The organism is Rhizobium grahamii CCGE 502, from assembly GCF_000298315.2.
In the GTDB taxonomy this organism is placed as follows: domain Bacteria; phylum Pseudomonadota; class Alphaproteobacteria; order Rhizobiales; family Rhizobiaceae; genus Rhizobium; species Rhizobium grahamii.
In genome coordinates this window covers 16,855-39,490 of the sequence record NZ_AEYE02000013.1, presented here as the reverse complement: position 1 = coordinate 39,490, position 22,636 = coordinate 16,855, and the positions used below count along the sequence as shown (strand labels likewise).

Below are 22,636 nucleotides of genomic sequence, written 5' to 3'. Positions count from 1 at the left end.
ATGGATCCGAGAAGCGGACAGGATCAGACCGTCGCTCCGCCATCTCCAGCAAGCGGAGGTCGATTTGCAGACAACATCGTTTTCTTCGCCAGAGCACTCCGCAAGGCGGGCCTGAAGATCGGACCGGCCGCGATCGTCGATGCGATCGAGGCGGTTGAGGTGATCGGCGTGGGATCGCGGGAGGAATTTCACGCCGCGCTCTTTGCCGTTTTCGTCAAGCGCCACGAAGACAAGCCTGTCTTCGACGAGGCGTTTCGCCTCTTCTGGCACTCGCGAGATCTCGTCGCGAAGATGATCGCGATGATGTCGCCGCGCGCACCCGACACCCGTGACAGGGAGAAGGCAAAACCCGGCGCGAGCCGCGCTGCGGACGCACTCCTTGGCGAACGAGAGAATGAGAAGCCGCCACGCGATGAACCTGACATCGAGATCGATGCGCGCTTCACGATGTCGGGCAGCGAGGTCTTCCGACGTATGGACTTTGCCCAGATGTCCGCGATGGAGATTGCCGCTGCCAAGAAGGCGCTCGGGAAACTGCAGTTACCCCTGGACACGGTACGGACCAGGCGCTTCCGACCGTCGCATGTTCATTCGCACGTCGATCCCCGCGCGACGATGCGGGCTGCCCTGCGCAGCGGAGCAGGGCTGATTTTGCCGCGCTATCGAGAGATTCGGGAGGTGCAGCCACCGTTGGTGGTTCTCGCCGATATTTCCGGCTCCATGAGCCAGTACACCCGCATTTTTTTGCACTTTCTGCATGTGCTGACGGAGAAGCGCAGACGGGTTCACACCTTTCTATTCGGCACGCGGCTCACGAACGTTACCCGCCAGATGCGACACAAGGATCCTGACGAGGCGATGGACGAATGCGCAGCCGCTGTCAAGGATTGGTCTGGAGGAACGCGGATCGGCGAAACGCTGCAGGAATTCAATCGGCTATGGGCTCGGCGCGTGCTCGGGCAGGGCGCTGTCGTTCTCTTGATCACGGACGGCCTGGAACGCGAAGGAACCGATTTGCTCACGGCTGAGATGGATCGCCTGCACCGTTCCTGCCGGCGATTGATCTGGCTCAATCCTCTGTTGCGTTTCGACGGCTTCGAGCCAAGGGCGCGCGGCGTGCGCGCAATGATGCCGCATGTTGACGAATTCCGACCGGTCCACAATCTATCATCCTTGAACGATCTCGCAGCAGCACTCGGTGCAACCAAGTCGACAATATACGATCCGCGCCGGTACCTCGGAACATTGAAAGGCATCGCATGACAGGGACATCATTTGACCTTGATCCGTTGATGATGGCGGAAGCCTGGAGGAAGGCGGGGCGAGACGTCGCGGTAGCGACGGTGATCGAGACCTGGGGATCGGCCCCGCGGCCCGCCGGCAGCCATTTGGTGATCGACCGCGACGGCAATTTCGAGGGGTCTGTTTCAGGAGGATGTGTCGAAGGCGCTGTCATTGCTGAGGCCTTGGACGTTATTGCCGAGGGCAAGGCGAAGATGCTCGAGTTCGGCGTCGCTGACGAGACCGCGTGGCGCGTCGGCCTTTCCTGTGGTGGCCGGATCCGCGTCTATGTCGAAAGGCTCGATTGATGGATGCCACAAATCTTGGACGGCTCAACGATGCGCGCCGGGCGCGCCGGGCCGCCATCCTGCTCACCGACCTCGAGACCGGCGACGATAGCGTCGTCTTCGAGGGGGATTCCGTCTCCCTTTCCTTTGGTCTGGCCATCGAGGCTGCTTTTCGTTCGGGAAGGTCGACGTCGATCGAGGCCGATGGCCGCCGCTACTTTCTAAACGTGCATCTGCCGCCGGCGCACATCGTCGTTATCGGCGCGGTACACATCAGCCAGATTCTGTCACAGATGGCGTCTCTCGCCGGCTTCGATGTCCGGATTATCGATCCACGAACGGCTTTCGCCACGCCCGAGCGGTTCCTCGGCATCGATTTGACCGCTGATTGGCCGGTAGACGTGCTCAAGGAGCGTCCGCTGGATGCTTATACGGCGCTGGTTGCCGTCACGCATGATCCGAAGATCGATGATTTTCCGATCACCGAGGCGTTGCGAACTGGCTGCTTCTACGTCGGTGCGCTCGGCAGCCGCAAGACGCACGCGGCTCGCCTGGAAAGACTGCGTGCCGACGGCGTGGACGAGGCTGCACTTGCCAGGATCAGCGGACCCATTGGGCTCAATATCGGTGCAGCAAGCCCGGCGGAAATTGCGGTCGCCATTCTCGCCGAGATCATCCATACACTGCGGACCCGCGAAATATCACCTACCGGTGATAACAAATGAAATTCGGGTCGTTTTCCATCGACGTTGCTGAAGGCGTGATCCTCGCCCATGCGGTGAAGCTTGCAGGCGGCAACCTGCCCAAGGGGCACAAGATCGAATCTGCTGACATTGAACGGCTGATCGGCGAGGGTATCGAGCATGTGATTGCGGCACGCATTGAGCCGGGCGACATCGGTGAGGATGAGGCGGCAGGGCGACTTGCGGGAGCCGTCGCTCCCGATCACCTGCGCCTCTCGGAAGCGTCCACCGGGCGCGTGAATGTGTACTCGACCGTGGACGGCCTGTTCGTCGCGAACCGAAGCACCGTTGATCGGCTGAACAGGATCGATCCCGCCATCACGCTTGCCTGTCTGAATGACCACGTACCCGTCCGCAACGGGGACATGGTCGCAACGTTCAAGATCATTCCGCTCGCCGTTTCGGGAGAAAGGCTTGAAATGGCCTGCGAGGTGCTGCGGGCGACGTCCGCTTTCGAGGTCAAACCTTTTACGAGCCGATCGGTGTCATTGATCGCAACGGTACTGCCTTCGCTCAAGCCCACGGTCATGGACAAGACTGCGCGCGTGCTTTCTCGCCGACTTACCGCATCCGGAAGTCACCTTGTCAGAGAAGCACGGGTTGCGCACGACGTGGAGCCGGTCGCCGAGGCACTCCGGACAGCATCACGCTTGCCCGACGCCGCGGCGAAACTAATCATTCTTTTCGGTGCGTCTGCGGTCATTGATGATGAGGACGTGATTCCCGAAGCGATTCGACGGGCGGGAGGTGAGGTGGTGCAGGTTGGCATGCCTGTCGATCCAGGCAACTTGCTCGTTCTCGGACGTATAGGCGATGTGCCGGTGATCGGCGCGCCAGGTTGCGCACGCAGCCCCAAAGAGAATGGCTTTGACTGGGTGCTTGATCGGATACTCGCGGGTGAAAAGCCGAGCGCACTCGATATAAGTGGCATGGGGGTGGGAGGTCTTCTGATGGAAATCCAAGCGCGACCACGCTTGCGTGAAGCGGAAGCGCAAACGGCCCGGGTCGGCGAGGTCGTCACCGTCGTGCTCGCCGCCGGCAAGGCTAGCCGGATGGGCGAGGGCGGGCCGCACAAGTTGCTCGCTGAGTTTGATGGGGTGCCGCTCATTCGGAGATCCGTCATGACGGCGATCGGCAGTCAGGCATCGTCTGTCGTCGTAGTGACCGGCCACCGGAAGGACGCGCTGGAAACGGCAGTATCCGGGTTGAACATCACGACTGTTCACAATCCAGACTACGCCTCCGGCATGGCCTCGTCGCTCGCGACCGGATTTTCCGTCGAACAAGCGCGGAGCGCGGATGGTATCTTGGTCATGCTCGCTGATATGCCGGGTGTTTCCACTGGTGATCTCGATGCGTTAATCGGAGCATTCCGGCAATCGAACGGCCAGTCGATCATCCGTGCAGTGTCGGGCGGCAAGCGCGGAAATCCCGTAATCCTGCCTAAATCGCTATTTGCTGAGGTTCTCAAGCTGGAGGGTGATGTTGGTGCGAGGCATATCGTCGAGACATCGGGAGTGCCTGTGGTCGATGTCGACATAGGGGACGCGGCGCATCTGGACGTGGATACGCCAGAGGCCGTGATCTCCGCCGGCGGAATTTTGAAGGGTTAAGGAATGGATTCGGCGGCGATCGAAGAGATGTTTCAAGGGCTTGGCCCCGTTACCATCAAGCGGATGTTCGGTGGCAAGGGCATCTATCATATGGGCCGGATCGTTGCGGTCGAGGTACGCGGCGAAATGCTGCTCAAGGCCGACGAGCGGAGTGCTTCCGAGTTCGCGGCAGCGGGAGCCACGCAATGGGCCTATGAAGGGAAGAAGGGAAGCCCCGTGAAAATGCCATATTGGTCGATCCCGGACGATGCCTATGATGACCCTGATCTCATGGCGCGATGGGTGCGGCTTGCCTATGAAGCGGCGCTCCGTGCGGAATAAGTCTTAGAGAAATTCGTCCGCGTTCAACCGCTGCATGGCAGCGGTCGCAAATGCGGAAAGCGGCTGCGGGAGGTCGGAACGACCAAACCACCCGAAGTCCGAGAGCTTTTCCGGCTCAGTAAGCTGCGGTTCGCCGTCAAATTCGGACGCGATGTAGAGCAGAGAAACCCAATGCTGCTCGTCTGTCGTGCTGATAACTTCGGCAGGGCCGAGGAGATTGATACGGCCGATCGAAAGTCCCGTTTCTTCTTCCGCTTCCCGGCGTGCCGCCTGCTCGGCCGGTTCCATATGGTCGACCTTGCCGCCCACGATACTCCAGTGGCCGGCCTCAGGGGCCCGAATACGCTTGTAAAGCAGGATCTTGCGATCCCGCAAGATCACCAGGCCAACGCCGACGCCCGGAAAATCGATGCCCGGCGTACCCATGGGCTCGTCAGATCTTGGCGTTTGCCGTGATCAGCATGAAGGCGGGAATCTCATCGCCGAAGCCGACAGGTGTCGGGCCGTCATCGTGGTCACGGTAGCGGCGGCGGTCGCGATTGTCATCGTTTGCCGGATAAGGACGAGCGGCGCGCGTGTTGTGGTGCGGCTTGTTTTGTTCTGCTTTGCGCTCTTGCTTCACGCTTTCGACCTTTGCTGGTGCTGCTGTTTCCATCGTCTCGACGTCATTATCTGCGACGGCGATATCAGATTTATGACCTCCACGGCCCTTGCCGCGACCGCGGTCCTTGTCCCGGCCCTTGCGGCGCGAACGATCGTCGTCACGGCTCGGCTCGGGAGGGGGCAAGGAGGTGAGGTCACCGTTCAACCACTCGACCTTCTCGCCGATAAGTTTTTCGATCGAGTCGGCATGTTTCTGGTCATGGCGGGTGACGATGGTGAATGCAGCGCCGGAACGGCCTGCGCGGCCAGTGCGGCCGATGCGATGCACATAATCCTCGGAATGGATCGGAACATCGAAGTTGAAAACATGGCTGACGTCAGGAATGTCGAGACCGCGTGCGGCGACATCGGAAGCCACGAGAAGCTGGAGGTTGCCATCCTTGAAGTTCTGCAGCATGGCCATGCGCGAGCGCTGGTCCATGTCGCCGTGTAGGGCGCCGGCGGAAAAGCCGTGGCGGTCCAGCGAACGGAAGAGCTCGGAAACATCCTTCTTGCGATTGCAGAAGATGATTGCGTTCTTGAGATCGCTCTGTGCTTTGACGAGATCGCGAAGGACTGCACGCTTTTCGTAGTCCTTGCCATGCGACGCGACGAAGCGCTGCGTCACGGTCTTTGCCGTCGACGCCGGCTTGGCGACCTCGATGCGCTCCGGATTTTGCAGGAAGCGATCGGCGAGCTTCTGGATTTCAGGCGGCATGGTGGCCGAGAAAAACAGCGTCTGGCGGGTAAACGGAATGAGTTTGGCAATGCGCTCGATATCGGGGATGAAGCCCATGTCGAGCATGCGGTCAGCTTCGTCGATGACGAGAATTTCAACGCCGCTCATCAAGAGCTTGCCACGCTCAAAGTGGTCGAGCAGGCGGCCGGGGGTGCAGATTAGAACGTCGGCGCCACGCTCAAGCTTGCGGTCCTGATCTTCGAAGGAAACACCGCCGATCAAGAGGGCGACGTTCAGACGATGATTCTTGCCATACTTTTCGAAGTTTTCGGCAACCTGCGCAGCCAACTCGCGGGTTGGCTCGAGGATCAGCGTGCGTGGCATGCGGGCACGGGCGCGACCCTTTTCCAGCAGCGACAACATCGGCAGAACGAAGGACGCAGTCTTGCCCGTTCCGGTCTGCGCAATACCGCAAATATCGCGGCGCTCGAGCGCAAACGGAATCGCACCCGCCTGGATGGGGGTTGGCGTCGTGTAGCCCGCGTCAGTCACAGCGGAAAGCACTTTTTGGCTCAAGCCAAGATCAGCAAATGTCGTCAAAGGGAAAACTGTTTCCGTTCCGGTTCGGCCGTGCTCTGGTTGAGTCGGCGTGATTGCATGCCGCAATGCAGCGCGACATAAGCCGAAACTGTCCTTAAGTCAAGGAATACAGGCCTTGCAACCAGTGCAGAGGTAAAGACGTGGTTAGCACGCGTAGTTACTTCATGTAACTGGCAAGCTTCAAGCCGGCATTCATGAAGTAAATGGGGTCGATGGCACGACCATTCTGGCGGACTTCGTAGTGCAAATGCGTGCCGGTGGACCTGCCGGTGCTGCCGGCCAGGCCGATCACATCGTCGCGGTCAACCCTGTCGCCAATTTTCGCGAGAATTTCCGACATATGGCCGTAGCGGGTGGAAATGCCATTGCCATGATCCACTTCGACCATGTTGCCATAACCACCCGTCCAGCCAGCCGCGATCACCTTGCCGGGCGCTGTCGGGCGCACTTTCTCGCCGGGCGTAAAGCGGAAGTCGATGCCCGAGTGCAGCGCCAGGCGCCCAAGGAACGGATCACGCCTGTTGCCGAACGAACTCGTGATCTCCTTGCCAACGGCAGGGTTCTGGAACGGCAGCGATTCGGCAGTGCTTCTTACCGTCTCCAGACGGGTGAGGGCATCATCGAGCTGCGTAAGCGAGCTTTCGAAATCATCGGCGCTTTCGGGTTCAACATAGGGGCCGCCGACGGCGCTGTCGTCTTGCTTTGCGCGTTCTGCCGGCACCGAAATGCGGAAGCGCGTCAAGACCTTGGATATGGCATCGGCTGTACCGCCGGCATCGCTCGTCAGTTGGGCGATGCGATTGCGCTGCTTCTGTTCAATGTCCTTCAGCGACAGCGTCACTTTGGAGAAAACGCGATCGGCCCGATCGCCGACAGTCTCGTGCGCCGGGATATCTGTGGGCGAGGCATTGTCGATCGTCACGTCGGCCGATTCGTCAGTGCCGGCAAGTTGGTTTTCGATCGCCTGAACGGCACCCGAAAGCGACGCACGCTTGTTCTTCACCTCGGGAGCATACGACTGCAACGGCGTCGTCTCTTTGCCGCCCAGCCCGGAGTTTTCGGCGCGATCCAAAAGGGAGCCCAACTTGCCGTGGCGTGACGTCAGGGCCAACTGCTGCTCCATCAGCTTGTCTACCTTGTCTTCGACAACTTGCTGATCCAGCAATTGACGCGACGTGACACGATCCACTTGAGCACGCAAAGCGGCGATGCGGTCTTCGTAGTCATGCTGCATGCGCGCCTGCCTCGCCATCGTTGCGCCGATCAGGTCGTCACGCAGGACGAGGTAGGAGGTAGCCAGCAGATAGCCGATCGAGAAGACGCCGACAAAACAGAAGGCCAGCGCTGCCATCCACGGCCGGACCGTCAGGTGACGGACCCGATCGCCGCTTGCCAGGATTAGGATATGCTCTTGTTTTCTTTGGCCGAATACGCGGCTATGCTGTGCATGCGTCACGGAGAATCTCCCAATTGACGGCCAATGCCTCAATTGCCTTAATTACGCATGACTATGGTTAATATTTACTTAGGTCAGCATTGCTGTCGCTGCAGATCAGGCGTTGCTAGTCGATGTCAGCGAGCGATAGAAGGACGGCGTCAGGCCCGCCTCAGCCCGCGCAATGTCGTTGAAGGGCGGCTTCAGCGGACCGCGAAAATTCGCGCGCACCAATTCGTGGAACGTGCGGGCGGGATCTCGCCTTTCGCGCGCGCAGAGGAAACGGAACCATTTGGCACCAATAGCAACATGACCCTTCTCGTCGTTGTAGATGACGTCGAGTACCGCCGCACTCTGCAGGTCTCCAGTTTCGCGCATCTTGGCTTGCAACGAGGGCGTCACGTCCAGGCCGCGCGCCTCCAGGATGAGTGGAACAACGGCAAGCCGCGCCGTCAGGTCATTCCTAGTTGAATGCGCGGCTTGCCACAGGCCATCGTGGGCGGGCAGATCACCATAGTCCGCGCCGAGGTCGTTCAGGCGGGCGCGCACCATGCGGAAATGTTTCGCTTCCTCAAAGGCAACCTGCATCCACCCGTCAAAGAAAGAGTTCGGCACCGGTTCGGTCGCGAATCGCGCCACGATATCAAGTGCGAGGTCAACCGCGTTAAGCTCGATATGGGCAATGGCGTGCAGCAGCGCGATGCGTCCCTTTACCGTGTGCAGGGAGCGCCTTTCGACCTGCGTCGGCGGTATCAACTCCGGCTTGTCGGGACGGCCTGGTCGATCGGGTAGGGGCGCATCAAGCGGCGAACGCAGTGACAGCGTGCGGCCAAACCAACGCGAGGCAGTCTCCTGGGCAAGGGCAGTTTTCTCGTCGAGATCGGTCGCACGGATGGCGTTAATCGCACCACCCCGCAGGGATGTGACGGAGCCATGTGTCATCGTGACAGGTTTTGCACTGCTGCAAGCACGATTTCAGCGTGACCGGACACCTTCACCTTCTGCCAGATCGTGCCGATCGTCCCGTCGTCGCGAACGAGAAACGTGGTGCGTTCCACACCCATGAAATTGCGGCCGTACATGGTCTTCTGCTTCCACACGCCATAGGCCTGAAGCGTCGTCTTCTCTTCGTCTGACGCCAAGACAACCGCAAGATTGTGCTTCTTGATGAAGCGATCATGACATTTGACCGAATCGGGAGACATTCCGATGACGGCAGCGCCGGCTTTTTCAAAGTCGTCGGCCAGTGCCGTGAAGGCGAGCGATTCCGCCGTACATCCCGTCGTGTCGTCCTTGGGATAAAAGAAAAGCACCAGCGGCTTACCACGGAATTCACCGAGCGAAACGCGGCCTCCGCCGTCTCGCGGAAGATCAAAGTCCGGCGCTGCGGTGCCGATGCTTATATCCGCCATGGAGAAACCTTTCTTTTGCCGAGTTTGTGGATAACAGGTGATTTGCCAGATATATATTGGACGAACAATCGTCCAGCCAGTCTGGTCCAGACCACAAAATGAGGAGTTAGGCGAGGCGCATGTCGGCGATCCGCGGCGAAAAAGTTAGATTCCGCAAGAAAGATATCGTCGCACTGCATGAGCTTCCCTCCGCGCAGGCCGAGGATCCCATCATCGTCAGTTGCCCGCCGTCGCGTTCGCGTATGCGCCGAACCGCGGGCATCACTGGTGGTTGCGTTGCCGTTATTCTCTTTGTGCTCGCAGCGCTTGTCTTCACGGTGGAAAGCGGCATGTTCGACGCGCTGCTTTCGCGGCAGGCGCAGGTTGCATTGAACTCTGCCATCGGACCCCGCTATCGAGCGGAGGTCGGTTCGACCGTCATTCGCTTCACATCAAACCTGCGCCTTGCGCTCGAGGCGCGCGACGTCAGCATGATCGACGAGAAGAGCGGACAGCACCTCTCGACAACGCATGCGATGCGCATCGCGCTTGACCCGCTGCAACTCTTCCGTGGCCGCATCGCGATTGCACAGATCGAGGCGGAGGATATAGCGCTCGACACAGCGCTGCTACCATCCGGAAAGCCGCTCAAGCTCGACGATGTTCGCGTCGACCAGATTCCCGCTGCGATGGAAGCTGCGTTCGCTCAGCTCGATATGGTCGACGGTTTTGTCGAGCGGGGCGGAACACGCTCGGTAAAGCTCTCGGGTATCGACATCAAGCTTGCCGATACTGCAAACGGTCCGCTTTCGATCGTGGTCAACAACGTGGCTTTCTCACGAACACGCCAGGGGGCACTGGCGCTTGATGGCGAGGTTGCGATCAACGGCAAACCAGCAACGCTTAGCATCGTCACCGAAAGGACTGATGGGCGCACCTCGAAACTGACCGGCCAGATCGCGGGCGTCGATCTGGGGCCGTTCACGCTGAAGCGGAACGTTCAGGGTCAGATTCGACAAGGCATCGATGCCGCCAGTGATCTGACGATCTCTGCCGTTCGCACCGGCGATCAAGAGCCGCCGGCGCTCGCTGCCGCAATCGAACTGAGGCCGGGACAGTTCTACATGGACGGCGACCAGCAAGAACTGAACGGCGGTCGCATCAATCTCGCCTATGATTTCTCCAAGCAGACGCTCGAGATTGCAAAGTCGCGCGTTCAGTTCGGCGCCACATCCGTGCCGCTCAGCGGCGCCCTTATCGATCTGGACAAAGTCGATGCGTCGGCAGGAAAGGGTTTCGGGATTGATCTGCTTGTCAGCGGCGGCGCCGCGGCGCCGTCGGGGTCCGGCGAGCAACCTCTCGCCTTCGACATCCAGGCGACGGGTCGATACCTCGTTGCCAGCCGTGAGCTCCAATTTCCAAACATGCGGGTTTCAAGCCCGGCCGGCGGTCTCTTTGGCTCGCTCCATGTCCGTCTCGCAGATGTGTCACCGGAGATCAGTTTTGCTGGTCAGTCACAGCAGCTGCAGACCACGGCGGTCAAACAGCTATGGCCGTTCTGGATGGCGTCGAAGGGTCGCGAATGGGTCCTTCGCAACCTCTTCGGGGGCACAGTTACCGACGCATCAATCTCTGTCTTCATTCCATTCGGACGTCTTGATGAGGCGGTCGGCAAGGGGCTAAAACTCAATAAGGACCAGATCCGCATTGCGTTCGATATCGCCGATACGCGAATGAACGTCGCCGGTGACATCCCGCCGATACGCGATACGAGTGCTCACTTTGATCTCAGCGGTCCGCGCGCAACAATCTCCATCAAGGGCGGGACTGCATTCTTCCCTTCGGGACGATCTGTCAACGTCGGCGAGGGTACGTTTGTCATGCCGTCGACCTATGACAAGCCCCTCATGGCCGAGATCAATCTTCCCGTTTCCGGTGCGGCGGACGCCGTCGGCGAACTGCTGACCTACAAGCCGATCCAGGTACTCCAACGCGCTGGTTTCGTGCCTGAGGACCTCAAAGGCAAGGTGTCGGCAAAGGTGCAGGCACGCATCGGGCTGATCTCGTCGCAGAATCCTCCGCCAGCCGAGTGGAAGGCTGTGCTGCAGCTGCAGGATCTCGATATCGCCAAGCCAATTTCGGGCCGTAGGATCACCGGTCTCGACGGGGTTCTGAACGCCGACCCGAAACAGGTAAGCGTTGACGGCAAAGGGCTGATTGACGGGATTCCCGCTGGCATCAAACTCGTTGAGCCGACCGACAAATCATCGGACGTCCAACCGCAACAAACCATCACAGCCACGCTCAACAACGACCAGCGTGAAAAAGTGCTGCCCGGCCTCAACGACATCATCGATGGCAGCATCGATGTCGAGCTCAATCGTATCGATCAGGACCGGCAGGCGGTGTCGGTCGACCTTGGAAGGGCACGGCTGTCTCTTCCATGGATCGGCTGGTCGAAAGGAGGCGGAATCGGCGCGACGGCGACATTCGAGGCATCCGGCCCCGCCGACAATACCGAGTTGAAAAACTTCGTCCTCAAGGGCGACGGATTCGGGGCGAACGGCTCCCTTGTCATCGGCAAGGGCAACCTCATGAAAGCGGATTTCGACAGCGTCAAACTGTCGTCGCTAGACGATTTTGCGGTGTCGGTGAAGAGGAGCAAGGGAGGGCTTGATATCTCCGTATCCGGCGACAGCGCCGATGCGCGCCCGATCATCGCCCGGGTGAAGTCCGCCGGCGGAGGGGGTGGTGACTCCGACCGTAGCGGCAGCGTATCCGTCCGTGCCAAGCTCGGCCGCATCATCGGCTTCAATGACGAAAAGATGCGGAATGCCGACATGCTGTACGTCACCGCGGATGGCCGGCTGCAGTCATTGAACTTCACCGGCGTCACCGACAGCGGCGAGGCGTTCGTAGCCCAGACGAAGGGCAATGGCATTATCAACGTCACGAGCGGGGATGCCGGCTCGGTTTCGCGCTTCGCCGACCTCTATCAGCACATGATGGGCGGTCTGCTCAACATGCAGATCCGCCTTGGCGCTGGGGATCGCTGGGATGGCTCGATCGACATCAGGCGCTTCTCCCTCGTGAACGAGCAGCGGCTGCATTCAATTGTCTCGACGCCCGTCGGCCAGGAGCAACGAAGCCTGAATTCGGCGGTCAAGCGGAACATCGATACCTCCGCACAGCGCTTCCAGCGTGGCTTTGCCAGAATTGTTTCGCAGAACGGCGTGATCAGCATCGAGAACGGTGTTGTGCGTGGTGATCAGGTCGGCGCGGTATTCCAAGGCACGGTACGCGACCAGCGCGGCAATATGGACATGACCGGCACTTTCATGCCTGCGTACGGGCTCAATCGCCTGTTTGCCGAGTTGCCATTGATCGGATTCATCCTCGGCAATGGCACCGATCGTGGTCTGATCGGCATTACCTTCAAGCTGACGGGCAAGCTGGAATCGCCAGCCCTCATCATCAATCCGCTGTCGATCATTGCGCCTGGCGTCTTCCGCAACATCTTTGAATTCCAATAGGCACAAAAAAGCCGGCTCGAGGCCGGCTTTCCGTTTCGATGTCGTCGGCGCTATGCGGCGCGGCGGATCAGAATGTGCTTCTTCTTGCCAAGCGAAAGCTTGATGACGCCATCGGCGGTAACTTCGCCACTGCCGATCACCTTGCGCTCATCACTGACGGCCTGATCGTTGATGCGTACGGCGCCGCCCTGGACATGGCGGCGTGCCTCACCATTCGAAGCAGCAAGGCCGGCGCGGACGATCAGCGAGAGAAGGCCGATGCCGCCGTCGAGTTCGGCAGCCGGTACGTCGACCGACGGAAGGTTCTCAGCAAGGCCGCCTTCCTCGAAGGTCTTGCGGGCGGTCTCGGCGGCCTGTTCAGCGGCTGCACGGCCGTGCAGGATTGCGGTGACTTCCGTGGCGAGGATCTTCTTGACCTCGTTGATCTCGGAGCCGGCGAGCGCCGAAAGTCGTGCGATTTCGTCCATCGGCAGGGTTGTGTAGAGCTTCAGGAAGCGCGAAACGTCGGCATCTTCTGTATTGCGCCAATACTGCCAGAAATCATAGGCCGACAGCATGTCTGCGTTGAGCCAGACAGCGCCGGTGGCAGACTTGCCCATTTTCGCACCGGACCCGGTCGTCAGCAGCGGCGAGGTGAGGGCGTAGAGCTGCGGCGTCCCCATGCGGTGACCGAGGTCGATGCCATTGACGATGTTGCCCCACTGGTCCGAGCCACCCATCTGCAGACGGCAGTCATAGCGCTTGGCCAATTCGACGAAGTCGTAGGCCTGCAGGATCATGTAGTTGAATTCGAGGAACGACAGCGACTGTTCGCGATCGAGGCGCGTCTTGACGCTGTCGAAAGCCAGCATGCGATTGACCGAGAAGTGCCGGCCGACATCGCGCAGGAATTCGAGGTAGTTGAGCGAACGCAGCCATTCGGCGTTGTTGATCATCAACGCGTCCTTGGGCCCTTCGCCGTAGGTGAGGTAATTCGAGAAGACGCGCTTGATCGAAGCGATGTTGCTCTCGATGGTATCGACGGTCATCAGCTGCCGCGCTTCCTCCTTGAAGGAGGGGTCGCCGACCATGCCGGTGCCGCCGCCCATCAGGGAAATGGCGCGATGGCCGGTCGCCTGCATCCAGTGCAGCATCATGATCTGGATCAGCGAGCCGGCATGCAGGCTGGGAGCGGTGGGGTCGAAGCCGATATAGGCCGTTACCGTTTCCTTGGCGAAGAGTTCGTCGAGGCCCGATTCATCGGAAATCTGATGAATGAAGCCGCGCTCTTTCAGCGTGCGGAGGAAATCGGATTTGAACTCGGACATGACCTTTTGCTCTCGGATGCGGATTTTCGGATTGGCTATTGTTGAAGTGACGCGGCGCGTTTAGCACTGTTTTGCCGAACAGTCACCATTTGGCAGGAATCTTCCAGCGAGGCGCCATGGAGAAGATCAGAACCGCGATCGGTTTGATGAGCGGAACATCGATGGATGGCATCGATGTGGCGCTGCTGCGCACCGACGGCCGTGCCGTCGTCGAACGCGGCCCCTCCCTTGGTGTCGCGTATGAGCCTGCCTTTCGCGACCGGCTGAAGCTTGCGCTGGAGCAGGCGAAAATTATCACGCGGCGTGAGCAGCGGCCGGGCGAACTGGCATCAATCGAGCGAGAACTGACGTTACGTCATGCAATTGCCGTTAGGGAATTTCTGGCCGCGAACGCGCTGGATGCATCCGCGATTGACGTCATCGGCTTTCATGGGCAGACGGTGCTGCATCGGCCGGACGAGGCGCTGACGGTCCAGATCGGCGACGGGGCTCTTCTCGCACGCGAGACGGGGATACCAGTCGCCTATGACCTTCGCGCCAACGACATGGTCCACGGCGGCCAGGGTGCGCCGCTGGTCCCCGTCTATCACGCAGCGCTTGCCGTTAATGTCGCCGATGCGACCTTGCCGGTCTGCTTCGTCAATATCGGCGGGATTTCCAACCTGACCTATATCGGCGCTGACGGGGTCATCGTCGGATACGATAGCGGGCCGGGCAATACGTTGATCGACCAGTGGGTCGAGACGCATGCGGGGGTGCCGTTCGATCAAGGTGGCATGATTGCCTCGGAGGGGCGTGTCATCCAAGATCTCGCCGATCGCTATTTGAACAGCCCGGTCTTTACGGTGGAGAAGCGGCGTTCGCTTGACCGCAACGACTTTCCGGCGCCATCGGGTGCGGACGCAGAGCTTGCCGATGGTGCGCGCACCCTTGCCTATGTCGCCGCCGCGTCGATCATCAAATCATCAGGTCACCTTCCAGTGAGGCCGACGCTCTATGTCATCTGTGGCGGTGGTCGCCTCAATCGCGTGTTGATGCAGGATCTGAAGGATCTGGCGCAAAGCCAGGGTGCCAAAGTGATTGCGGCGGAAGAGGCGGGCTTCAATGGCGATTCCATGGAAGCGGAAGCCTGGGCTTATCTGGCAGTTCGATCGCTGGACGGCCTGCCTTTGACGTTTCCGGGAACGACCGGGGTCCGTGCACCTGTCAGCGGCGGTGTGGTGGTGAAGCCGTGACGCAGGTCATTCTTGAGACACTGCGGCTCGTCGCTGTCATGTGGGAACCGGGCGATGCGGGTATCATTCAGGAGCTTCACTCCACGATCGAGACGACTCGATATCTTTCCGGCGCCGCCCCATGGTCGCGGGAGAAGGCCGAGGAGCGGTTGCACACCTGGTTTGGCGAGCAGGCCCGGGACGGAACAACGAAATACAAGATCCTTAGTCGTGATGATGGCCGGTTCATCGGTCGCGCGGGCTTTTCGCTGTTCGGCGGCGACAGGCAGGATTTCGAACTCGGCTACTCGCTGCGCCAGCAGGAGTGGGGCAAGGGCTATGCGACGGAGATTGCCAGCGGCCTGATGGACTGGTTTTTTCGGCGGAACTTGGCGCTACAGTTCATCGCCTTCACCCATCCGAACAACGCCGCGTCCCAGCATGTCCTGACGAAAATAGGCATGCGAAGCCGCATGCCTATGATCATTGACGGATTGTCCTGTCCGACGTTCGAAATGACCGCCGAAATGCAGTCGGCCTAGCGGATCCGCTTCGCGGCCGGCTCAGGCACCAGTTCGCCGTTCAGGCGGCGATCGAGGTAATCCTCGCATTCGCCCATCAGCGTCTCGACCTGGCCGTTGAAGAAGTGATTGGCGCCCGGCACCGTGCGGTGTGTGATCAGGATACCCTTCTGCGTCTTAAGCTTCTCGACGAGGCCGTTAACGTCCTTCTCGGGCGCGACCTTGTCGGCTTCGCCGTTGATGATCAGGCCGGAAGACGGGCAGGGTGCGAGGAACGAGAAGTCGTAGGTGTTCGGCTGCGGCGCGATCGACATGAAGCCTTCGATCTCAGGACGACGCATCAGCAGCTGCATGCCGATCCACGAGCCGAAGGAATAGCCGGCAACCCAGCATGTCTTCGAATCGGGATGCAGGCTCTGCACCCAGTCGAGAGCCGAGGCTGCATCAGACAGCTCGCCGGCTCCGTGGTCGAACTCGCCCTGGCTGCGGCCGATTCCCCGGAAGTTGAAGCGCAGTGTCGTGAAACCGCGCTTCTGGAACATGTAGAAGAGCTGGTAGACGATCTGGTTGTTCATCGTGCCGCCGAACTGAGGGTGCGGGTGCAGAATGAGGGCAATCGGCGCGCTCTTTTCCTTGGAGGGCTGGTAGCGGCCTTCAAGGCGGCCTGCGGGGCCGTTGAAAATGACTTCGGGCATCGGTACTCCGGCGTTTATTTCTTCGCGTTCACGCTGCGCAGACTTGACGAACGTTGTCAGCTTTTCTAAAACGCAGTTTAGAACAATTCGAAACTTGCATGGCGATCCACGCATTGTGGGATGTGTCATAAGGCAAGCCCGGCCGAAATTTCAAGGAAAATGAGCCGAGGCGTCGTGCAAGCTTAAAGCGCAGGACAAAGATCATGGCGCCGCCACGCCTTTATCTCGATTGGAACGCGACTTCGCCGCTGCATCAAAATGCACGCGACGCGGTTCTGCGCGCCATGGATATGTTCGGCAATCCGAACTCGGTGCATGGCGAAGGCCGAAGCGTCCGGGCTGCGATCGAACAGGCACGGCGACAGCTCGCCGTCCTTACGGGTGCAGATCCCGCGCATGTGATCTTTACTAGCGGCGCTACGGAAGCAGCCAACATGGTGCTGACGCCTGATTTCAAGATGGGGCGGACGCCGCTCGCCATCGGTCGGCTGTATTATTCGGCGGTGGAGCATCCGGCCGTGCGCGAGGGTGGTCGGTTTTCGAAGGAGCAGACGACGGAAATTCCGGTGACAGAGGCCGGTGTCGTCGATCTTGACGCTCTTGGGGCTCTGCTTGCTGCTCACGATAAGTCGGCAGGGTTGCCGATGGTCGCGGTCATGCTCGTCAACAACGAGACCGGCATCGTTCAACCGATTAGCGATATTGCGAAGATCGTGCAGGCGCAGGGCGGGCTGGTTGTTGTCGATGCTGTACAGGCCGCGGGCCGACTGAAGCTCGATATCAACGAGCTTGGCGCCGATTTCCTGATCGTATCGTCGCACAAGATCGGCGGCCCCAAGGGCGCCGGCGCGCTCGTTACACGCGGGGAAGTGTTGATGCCACGGCCGTTGATCCATGGCGGTGGCCAGGAGAAGGGTCACCGCTCGGGGACAGAGAATTCCCTTGCTGTCATTGGCTTTGGCGCTGCTGCCGAAGCTGCGGTCGCGGAGTTCGACGCCCGCAACGCGGCGATTTCTGTGCTGCGTGACCGGCTGGAAAGCGGCATGCGCGGCGCAGCGCCCGATGTCATCGTCTACGGTGCCGAGGGTGAGCGTGTTTCGAACACGACCTTCTTCACGCTGCCGGGACTGAAAGCCGAAACGGGTCAGATCGCCTTCGATCTTGAAGGTGTGGCGCTCTCCGCGGGGTCCGCCTGCTCATCCGGCAAGGTCGGCGAGAGCCATGTTCTGGTTGCCATGGGGCGTGACCCAAAACTGGGTGCTCTGCGCATTTCGTTGGGCTTTGCCACGACCGAAGAGGAGATCGACAAGGCGATTTCCGTCTTTGCGAAAATAGCCGCCCGGCGCAAGCCGGCCGGAGAGGCGGCGTGACCGCTTCATAAATTTGCGGAAAGGCAATTTTCCGCTTGCCATTCGGGCTGAAAAGTCCCTTTTGGCCACCTACATACGGGGCAAACCTATACTGCCCGAACGACAAGCTGCCGGACCTTTTCTCCGGCGAGATTGGAGAATGACATGCCCGCCGTCCAGGAAACGGTTGATCGCGTCCGCGAGATTGACGTCGACCAGTACAAATACGGTTTCGAGACCATCATCGAAATGGACAAGGCACCCAAGGGCCTGTCCGAAGACATCATCCGTTTCATCTCCGCCAAGAAGCAGGAGCCGGAATGGATGCTGGAATGGCGTCTGGAAGCCTACAAGCGCTGGCTGACGCTGGAAGAGCCCACCTGGGCGCGCGTCGACTATCCTAAGATCGATTTCAACGACATCTACTACTATGCTGCTCCGAAGAGCACGCCTGGCCCGAAGTCGCTTGACGAAGTCGACCCTGAAATCCTCAAGGTCTACGAGAAGCTCGGTATTCCGCTCAAGGAGCAGGAAATCCTGGCTGGCGTCGAGAGGCCGAAGATTGCGGTTGATGCCGTTTTCGACTCCGTCTCCGTCGTCACCACCTTCAAGGAAGAGCTGAAGAAGGCCGGCGTGATCTTCATGTCGATCTCGGAAGCAATCCGCGAGCATCCGGAACTGGTGCAGAAGTACCTCGGTTCGGTCGTTCCGACTTCCGATAACTACTATGCAACGTTGAACTCGGCAGTCTTCACGGACGGGTCGTTCGTGTTCGTTCCGAAGGGCGTTCGCTGCCCGATGGAACTGTCCACCTACTTCCGCATCAACGAGAAGAACACCGGCCAGTTCGAGCGCACGCTGATCATCGCCGAAGAAGGCGCCTACGTCTCCTACCTCGAAGGCTGCACGGCGCCTCAGCGCGACGAAAACCAGCTGCATGCTGCTGTCGTTGAACTCGTTGCGCTCGACGATGCCGAGATCAAGTATTCGACTGTCCAGAACTGGTATCCCGGCGATGCACAGGGCAAGGGCGGCATCTACAACTTCGTCACCAAGCGCGGCGATTGCCGAGGCGACCGGTCGAAGATCTCCTGGACGCAGGTCGAGACCGGCTCGGCTATCACCTGGAAGTATCCGTCCTGCATCCTGCGCGGCGACGACTCCAGAGGCGAGTTCTACTCGATCGCCGTATCGAACGGTCACCAGCAGATCGACTCGGGCACCAAGATGATCCATCTCGGCAAGAACACGTCGAGCCGCATCGTCTCCAAGGGTATTGCCGCCGGCGTGTCGCAGAATACCTATCGCGGCCAGGTCTCGGCCCACCGTAAGGCGTCGAACGCGCGTAACTTCACTCAGTGCGACTCGCTGCTGATCGGCGACAAGTGCGGCGCGCATACGGTGCCGTACATCGAGGCGAAGAATTCGACGGCGCAGTTCGAGCACGAAGCGACGACCTCGAAAATTTCCGAGGACCAGCTGTTCTATTGCCTGCAGCGCGGTATTCCGACAGAAGCGGCGATCGCCCTGATCGTCAACGGCTTCGTCAAGGAAGTCCTGCAGGAACTGCCGATGGAATTTGCCGTCGAGGCGCAGAAGCTCATCAGCATCTCGCTTGAAGGCAGCGTCGGCTGACGCAACACGACAATGAATGCGCGAGGGCGCGTGGATCGCGCCTTTCTCCGATTGCTTTTTATGGGACAAGACCATGCTTGAGATTAAGAACCTGCACGCCCGCATCGCCGAAGACGGCACCGAGATCATCCGCGGCCTGAACCTCACCGTGAAGGCTGGCGAAGTCGCCGCCATCATGGGCCCGAACGGCTCCGGCAAGTCGACGCTCTCCTACATCCTGTCGGGCCGTGAAGACTACGAAGTCACCGAAGGAGATATCCTTTATAACGGCGAGAGCATCCTGGAGCTCGACGCTGCCGAGCGCGCCGCCAAGGGCATCTTCCTGGCCTTCCAGTATCCTGTCGAAATTCCGGGCGTAGCCACCATGCAGTTCCTGAAGGTCGCGATGAACGAGCAGCGCAAGGCTCGCGGCGAAGAAGAGCTGAAGACGCCTGACTTCATGCGTCTGGTCAAGGACGCTGCCGCCAAGCTGCAGATCAACACTGAAATGCTGAAGCGCCCGCTGAACGTCGGCTTCTCCGGCGGTGAGAAGAAGCGCGCCGAAATCCTGCAGATGGCGCTGCTGCAGCCGCAGCTTTGCGTCCTGGACGAAACCGATTCCGGTCTCGACATCGACGCGCTGAAGATCGTTGCAGATGGCGTCAATGCGCTGCGTTCGCCGGATCGCGCCGTCATCGTCATCACCCACTACCAGCGCCTGCTCGATTATATCGTCCCGGATACGGTTCACGTTCTCTACAAGGGCCAGGTGATCAAGTCGGGCGACAAGACGCTGGCGCATGATCTGGAAGCCAATGGCTACGCCGACATCATCGGTGCGGCAGCCTGATTACGGCGGAAAGGACGAGTCTCATGAACATGCAGACGACGAGCCGCCAGACCGCTGCGGAAGCGGCGCTCATCGAGGCTTTCAACAACCAGATCGGCGAACTGCCGGGCGACGGTTCGGTTATCGCAATCCGCGACCGCCTGCTCGACGACCTGAAGAAGGCCGGCCTGCCGACGCGTCGCGTCGAGGCCTGGCACTATACCGACCTCAAGACCCTGCTGCGCGCCATTCCTGATCAGGCTGGCGATGCCGGTTCCGAAGCCCGTGACCCGCTGGTCGAAGAATCCTCGGTTCTGTCGGTCATTCAGGGCGTTCCCGATCTCAAGCGCTCGGTCGATGGTCTTGCGGTATCCGGCTACGCGGCTCTGCTTTCCAGCGGTGCTGCTACCACCAGCCTCGGTGCGCTCGGCAGCGACGACGCGATCGGTCGCATCAACGGCAGCTTCGTGCGCGATGGCTATGTCCTCGACGTTCCCGCCGAGACTTCGCTTGAAGAGCCACTGGAGATCCAGTTCGTTCACGCTGGCGGCCAGGCGCATACGCGCCTTCCGGTCAGCTTCGGCGCCAACGTTAAGGGGACTGTCATCGAGCGTCACCTGGCGGCGACGTCGGATGCGGCATTCGTGTCGCATGTCAGTGACATCACGGTCGGAGAGGGCACCGAGCTTACCTGGATCATCGTCCAGCAGCAGGGTGTCGAGGATACGCACCTCGGCCAGATCCGTGTCGACCTCGGTGCCGATGCCAAGCTGAAGCTGTTCGTCATCAATGCCGGCGGCAAGCTGGTTCGTCAGGAACTGCACATCAAGGTGACGGGCGAGGGCGCCGATCTGACGCTGCGCGGCATCAATCTGCTTGGCGCCGAAACCCATACCGACGTGACCATGGTTCTCGGCCACAACGTTCCGCATACGGGTTCCACCGAAGTCATCCGCAACGTCGTCTTCGACCGCGCCAAGGGTGTCTTCCAGGGTATGATCCGGGTTGCGCCGGATGCGCAGAAGACCGACGCGAAGATGGCATGCAACACGCTGCTGATGTCCGACGACGCCGAATTCTCGGTGAAGCCGGAACTCGAGATTTTTGCTGACGACGTTCAGTGCGGTCACGGCGCAACCGTTGCCGACATCGATCACAACCATCTCTACTACCTGATGGCTCGCGGTATTCCGGAGAAGAAGGCGCGCGCCATGCTCGTCAACGCCTTCGTCGCCGAGATCGTCGAGGAACTGGAAGATGAAGCCCTGGTCGAGTCGCTGGAAGGCGTCATCTCGGCCTGGCTCGAAAAGCACGCCTGATCGGATAGCGTCATGGACAAGATAGTTCCGGCCACTGCATACGACGTCGAAGCCATTCGCAAGGATTTTCCGATCCTTGCGAAGGAAGTCTATGGCAAGCCTCTGGTCTATCTCGACAACGGTGCCTCCGCACAGAAGCCGCAGCTCGTCATCGACGCGATCTCGAACGCTTATTCGAACGAGTATGCGAACGTTCATCGCGGCCTGCATTTTCTCTCGAATGCGGCGACGGACGCCTACGAGGGTGCTCGCGAGAAGGTCCGGCGGTTCCTGAATGCGCCCGATGTCAACGACATCATCTTCACGAAGTCTTCGACTGAAGCGATCAACACCGTCGCCTATGGCTGGGGCATGCCCAATATCGGTGAGGGCGACGAGATCGTCATCTCGATCATGGAGCATCACTCCAACATCGTTCCGTGGCATCTCATCCGCGAGCGGCAGGGCGCCAAGCTGGTGTGGGTGCCTGTTGACGACGAGGGCGCGTTCCATATCGAGGATTTCGAAAAGAGCCTGACGGAACGGACGAAGCTCGTCGCCATCACGCATATGTCGAATGCGCTCGGCACGGTCGTTCCGGTCAAGGAAATCTGCCGGATCGCCCATGAGCGCGGTATTCCGGTGCTGGTCGATGGTTCGCAGGGCGCCGTCCATATGCCCGTCGACGTGCAGGACATCGATTGCGACTGGTACGTGATGACCGGCCACAAGCTCTATGGGCCGTCGGGAATCGGCGTGCTCTATGGCAAGAAGGACCGGCTAAAGGCGATGCGGCCCTTCCAGGGCGGCGGCGAGATGATCTTCGAGGTGACGGAGGATGCCGTGACCTACAACGATCCGCCGCATCGATTCGAAGCCGGAACGCCGCCGATCGTGCAGGCGATCGGGCTCGGCTATGCACTTGATTACATGGAGAAGGTCGGCCGCGAGGCGATTGCACACCATGAAGCGGATCTCGCGGCCTACGCCGCCGAGCGACTGCAGGCGGTCAATTCGTTGCGGGTGTTCGGTACGGCGCCAGGCAAGGGTGGCATCTTCTCCTTCGAGCTGGCCGGTCTGCACGCGCACGACGTGTCGATGGTGATCGACCGACAGGGCGTTGCGGTTCGCGCAGGCACACATTGCGCCATGCCGCTCTTGAAACGCTTCGGCGTCACCTCCACATGCCGCGCGTCCTTCGGGATGTATAATACACGGGCCGAGGTCGATGCCTTGGCCGATGCGCTTGATTATGCGCGCAAGTTCTTTGCCTAAGGAGTGTCC

20 protein-coding genes are annotated in these 22,636 nt (G+C 60.1%); 13 read left to right on the top strand and 7 right to left on the bottom strand.

Annotated features, from left to right (window positions below; translation table 11 throughout):
* From RGCCGE502_RS10360 to RGCCGE502_RS10340, 5 genes are read left to right on the top strand one after another with little or no spacing between them, the layout of a single operon-like run.
* Nucleotides 1–1,263 carry a vWA domain-containing protein gene (locus RGCCGE502_RS10360; protein WP_016554115.1) on the top strand — a complete coding sequence of 421 codons (1,263 nt, stop codon included), beginning with the start codon at nt 1–3 and terminating at the stop codon, nt 1,261–1,263.
* Nucleotides 1,260–1,589 carry an XdhC family protein gene (locus RGCCGE502_RS10355; RefSeq protein WP_016554114.1) on the top strand — a complete coding sequence of 110 codons (330 nt, stop codon included), beginning with the start codon at nt 1,260–1,262 and terminating at the stop codon, nt 1,587–1,589. The genes RGCCGE502_RS10360 and RGCCGE502_RS10355 overlap by 4 nt, the downstream gene beginning before the upstream one ends.
* On the top strand, nt 1,589–2,293 hold the full coding sequence (locus RGCCGE502_RS10350) for an XdhC family protein (RefSeq protein WP_016554113.1): 705 nt from the start codon (nt 1,589–1,591) through the stop codon (nt 2,291–2,293). Before RGCCGE502_RS10355 ends, RGCCGE502_RS10350 begins: the two co-directional genes overlap by 1 nt.
* Nucleotides 2,290–3,924 (top strand): NTP transferase domain-containing protein, encoded by a 1,635-nt coding sequence (locus RGCCGE502_RS10345; protein WP_016554112.1) that lies wholly within the window; start codon nt 2,290–2,292, stop codon nt 3,922–3,924. The genes RGCCGE502_RS10350 and RGCCGE502_RS10345 overlap by 4 nt, the downstream gene beginning before the upstream one ends.
* Before the next feature lie 3 nt (nt 3,925–3,927).
* The gene (locus RGCCGE502_RS10340; RefSeq protein ID WP_016554111.1) at nt 3,928–4,245 is read left to right on the top strand and encodes a TfoX/Sxy family protein; all 318 of its coding nucleotides are present in this window, start codon (nt 3,928–3,930) and stop codon (nt 4,243–4,245) included.
* Between the two features lie 3 nt (nt 4,246–4,248).
* On the opposite strand, the gene RGCCGE502_RS10335 is transcribed toward RGCCGE502_RS10340, so the two are convergent.
* The 5 genes from RGCCGE502_RS10335 to RGCCGE502_RS10315 form a co-directional block, all read right to left on the bottom strand.
* A complete protein-coding gene (locus RGCCGE502_RS10335; RefSeq protein ID WP_016554110.1) occupies nt 4,249–4,671 on the bottom strand; it encodes an NUDIX domain-containing protein in 423 nt (140 codons plus the stop codon).
* 7 nt (nt 4,672–4,678) lie between these two features.
* On the bottom strand, nt 4,679–6,166 hold the full coding sequence (locus tag RGCCGE502_RS10330) for a DEAD/DEAH box helicase (protein ID WP_016554109.1): 1,488 nt from the start codon (nt 6,164–6,166) through the stop codon (nt 4,679–4,681).
* Nucleotides 6,167–6,323: 157 nt separating this feature from the next.
* Nucleotides 6,324–7,622: a M23 family metallopeptidase gene (locus RGCCGE502_RS10325; protein WP_016554108.1), complete on the bottom strand. Its 1,299-nt coding sequence runs from the start codon at nt 7,620–7,622 to the stop codon at nt 6,324–6,326.
* A 96-nt stretch (nt 7,623–7,718) separates the two neighbouring features.
* Entirely contained in the window at nt 7,719–8,543 is an 825-nt protein-coding gene (locus tag RGCCGE502_RS10320; RefSeq protein WP_016554107.1) for a ferritin-like domain-containing protein, read from the bottom strand.
* Entirely contained in the window at nt 8,540–9,013 is a 474-nt protein-coding gene (locus RGCCGE502_RS10315; RefSeq protein WP_016554106.1) for a peroxiredoxin, read from the bottom strand. The genes RGCCGE502_RS10320 and RGCCGE502_RS10315 overlap by 4 nt, the downstream gene beginning before the upstream one ends.
* A 119-nt stretch (nt 9,014–9,132) precedes the next feature.
* On the opposite strand from RGCCGE502_RS10315, the gene RGCCGE502_RS10310 reads away from it, so the two are divergent.
* A complete protein-coding gene (locus tag RGCCGE502_RS10310; RefSeq protein ID WP_016554105.1) occupies nt 9,133–12,525 on the top strand; it encodes a YhdP family protein in 3,393 nt (1,130 codons plus the stop codon).
* 50 nt (nt 12,526–12,575) lie between these two features.
* On the opposite strand, the gene tyrS is transcribed toward RGCCGE502_RS10310, so the two are convergent.
* Nucleotides 12,576–13,832, bottom strand: coding sequence for a tyrosine--tRNA ligase (gene tyrS, locus RGCCGE502_RS10305; protein ID WP_016554104.1), 1,257 nt, complete (start codon nt 13,830–13,832; stop codon nt 12,576–12,578).
* 116 nt (nt 13,833–13,948) lie between these two features.
* Here tyrS and RGCCGE502_RS10300 point away from each other — a divergent pair, with 116 nt between their 5' ends.
* Both RGCCGE502_RS10300 and RGCCGE502_RS10295 read left to right on the top strand, forming a co-directional pair.
* Entirely contained in the window at nt 13,949–15,067 is a 1,119-nt protein-coding gene (locus RGCCGE502_RS10300) for an anhydro-N-acetylmuramic acid kinase (RefSeq protein WP_016554103.1), read from the top strand.
* Between the two features lie 38 nt (nt 15,068–15,105).
* On the top strand, nt 15,106–15,588 hold the full coding sequence (locus tag RGCCGE502_RS10295) for a GNAT family N-acetyltransferase (protein WP_051158674.1): 483 nt from the start codon (nt 15,106–15,108) through the stop codon (nt 15,586–15,588).
* Here RGCCGE502_RS10295 and RGCCGE502_RS10290 read toward each other — a convergent pair.
* Nucleotides 15,585–16,262 carry an alpha/beta hydrolase gene (locus RGCCGE502_RS10290; protein ID WP_016554101.1) on the bottom strand — a complete coding sequence of 226 codons (678 nt, stop codon included), beginning with the start codon at nt 16,260–16,262 and terminating at the stop codon, nt 15,585–15,587. The genes RGCCGE502_RS10295 and RGCCGE502_RS10290 overlap by 4 nt on opposite strands.
* Before the next feature lie 203 nt (nt 16,263–16,465).
* On the opposite strand from RGCCGE502_RS10290, the gene RGCCGE502_RS10285 reads away from it, so the two are divergent.
* From RGCCGE502_RS10285 to RGCCGE502_RS10265, 5 genes are all read left to right on the top strand, one after another.
* Nucleotides 16,466–17,632, top strand: a complete 1,167-nt coding sequence (locus tag RGCCGE502_RS10285) for a cysteine desulfurase family protein (RefSeq protein WP_016554100.1) — start codon at nt 16,466–16,468, stop codon at nt 17,630–17,632.
* 144 nt (nt 17,633–17,776) lie between these two features.
* Nucleotides 17,777–19,246 carry a Fe-S cluster assembly protein SufB gene (gene sufB, locus RGCCGE502_RS10280; RefSeq protein WP_016554099.1) on the top strand — a complete coding sequence of 490 codons (1,470 nt, stop codon included), beginning with the start codon at nt 17,777–17,779 and terminating at the stop codon, nt 19,244–19,246.
* Between the two features lie 73 nt (nt 19,247–19,319).
* Nucleotides 19,320–20,075 carry a Fe-S cluster assembly ATPase SufC gene (sufC, locus tag RGCCGE502_RS10275; protein WP_016554098.1) on the top strand — a complete coding sequence of 252 codons (756 nt, stop codon included), beginning with the start codon at nt 19,320–19,322 and terminating at the stop codon, nt 20,073–20,075.
* Between the two features lie 23 nt (nt 20,076–20,098).
* Complete coding sequence (sufD, locus tag RGCCGE502_RS10270) at nt 20,099–21,373, top strand: Fe-S cluster assembly protein SufD (protein ID WP_016554097.1); 1,275 nt, start codon at nt 20,099–20,101, stop codon at nt 21,371–21,373.
* A gap of 12 nt (nt 21,374–21,385) precedes the next feature.
* Nucleotides 21,386–22,627: a cysteine desulfurase gene (locus tag RGCCGE502_RS10265; protein WP_016554096.1), complete on the top strand. Its 1,242-nt coding sequence runs from the start codon at nt 21,386–21,388 to the stop codon at nt 22,625–22,627.
* Nucleotides 22,628–22,636: the final 9 nt, after the last annotated feature.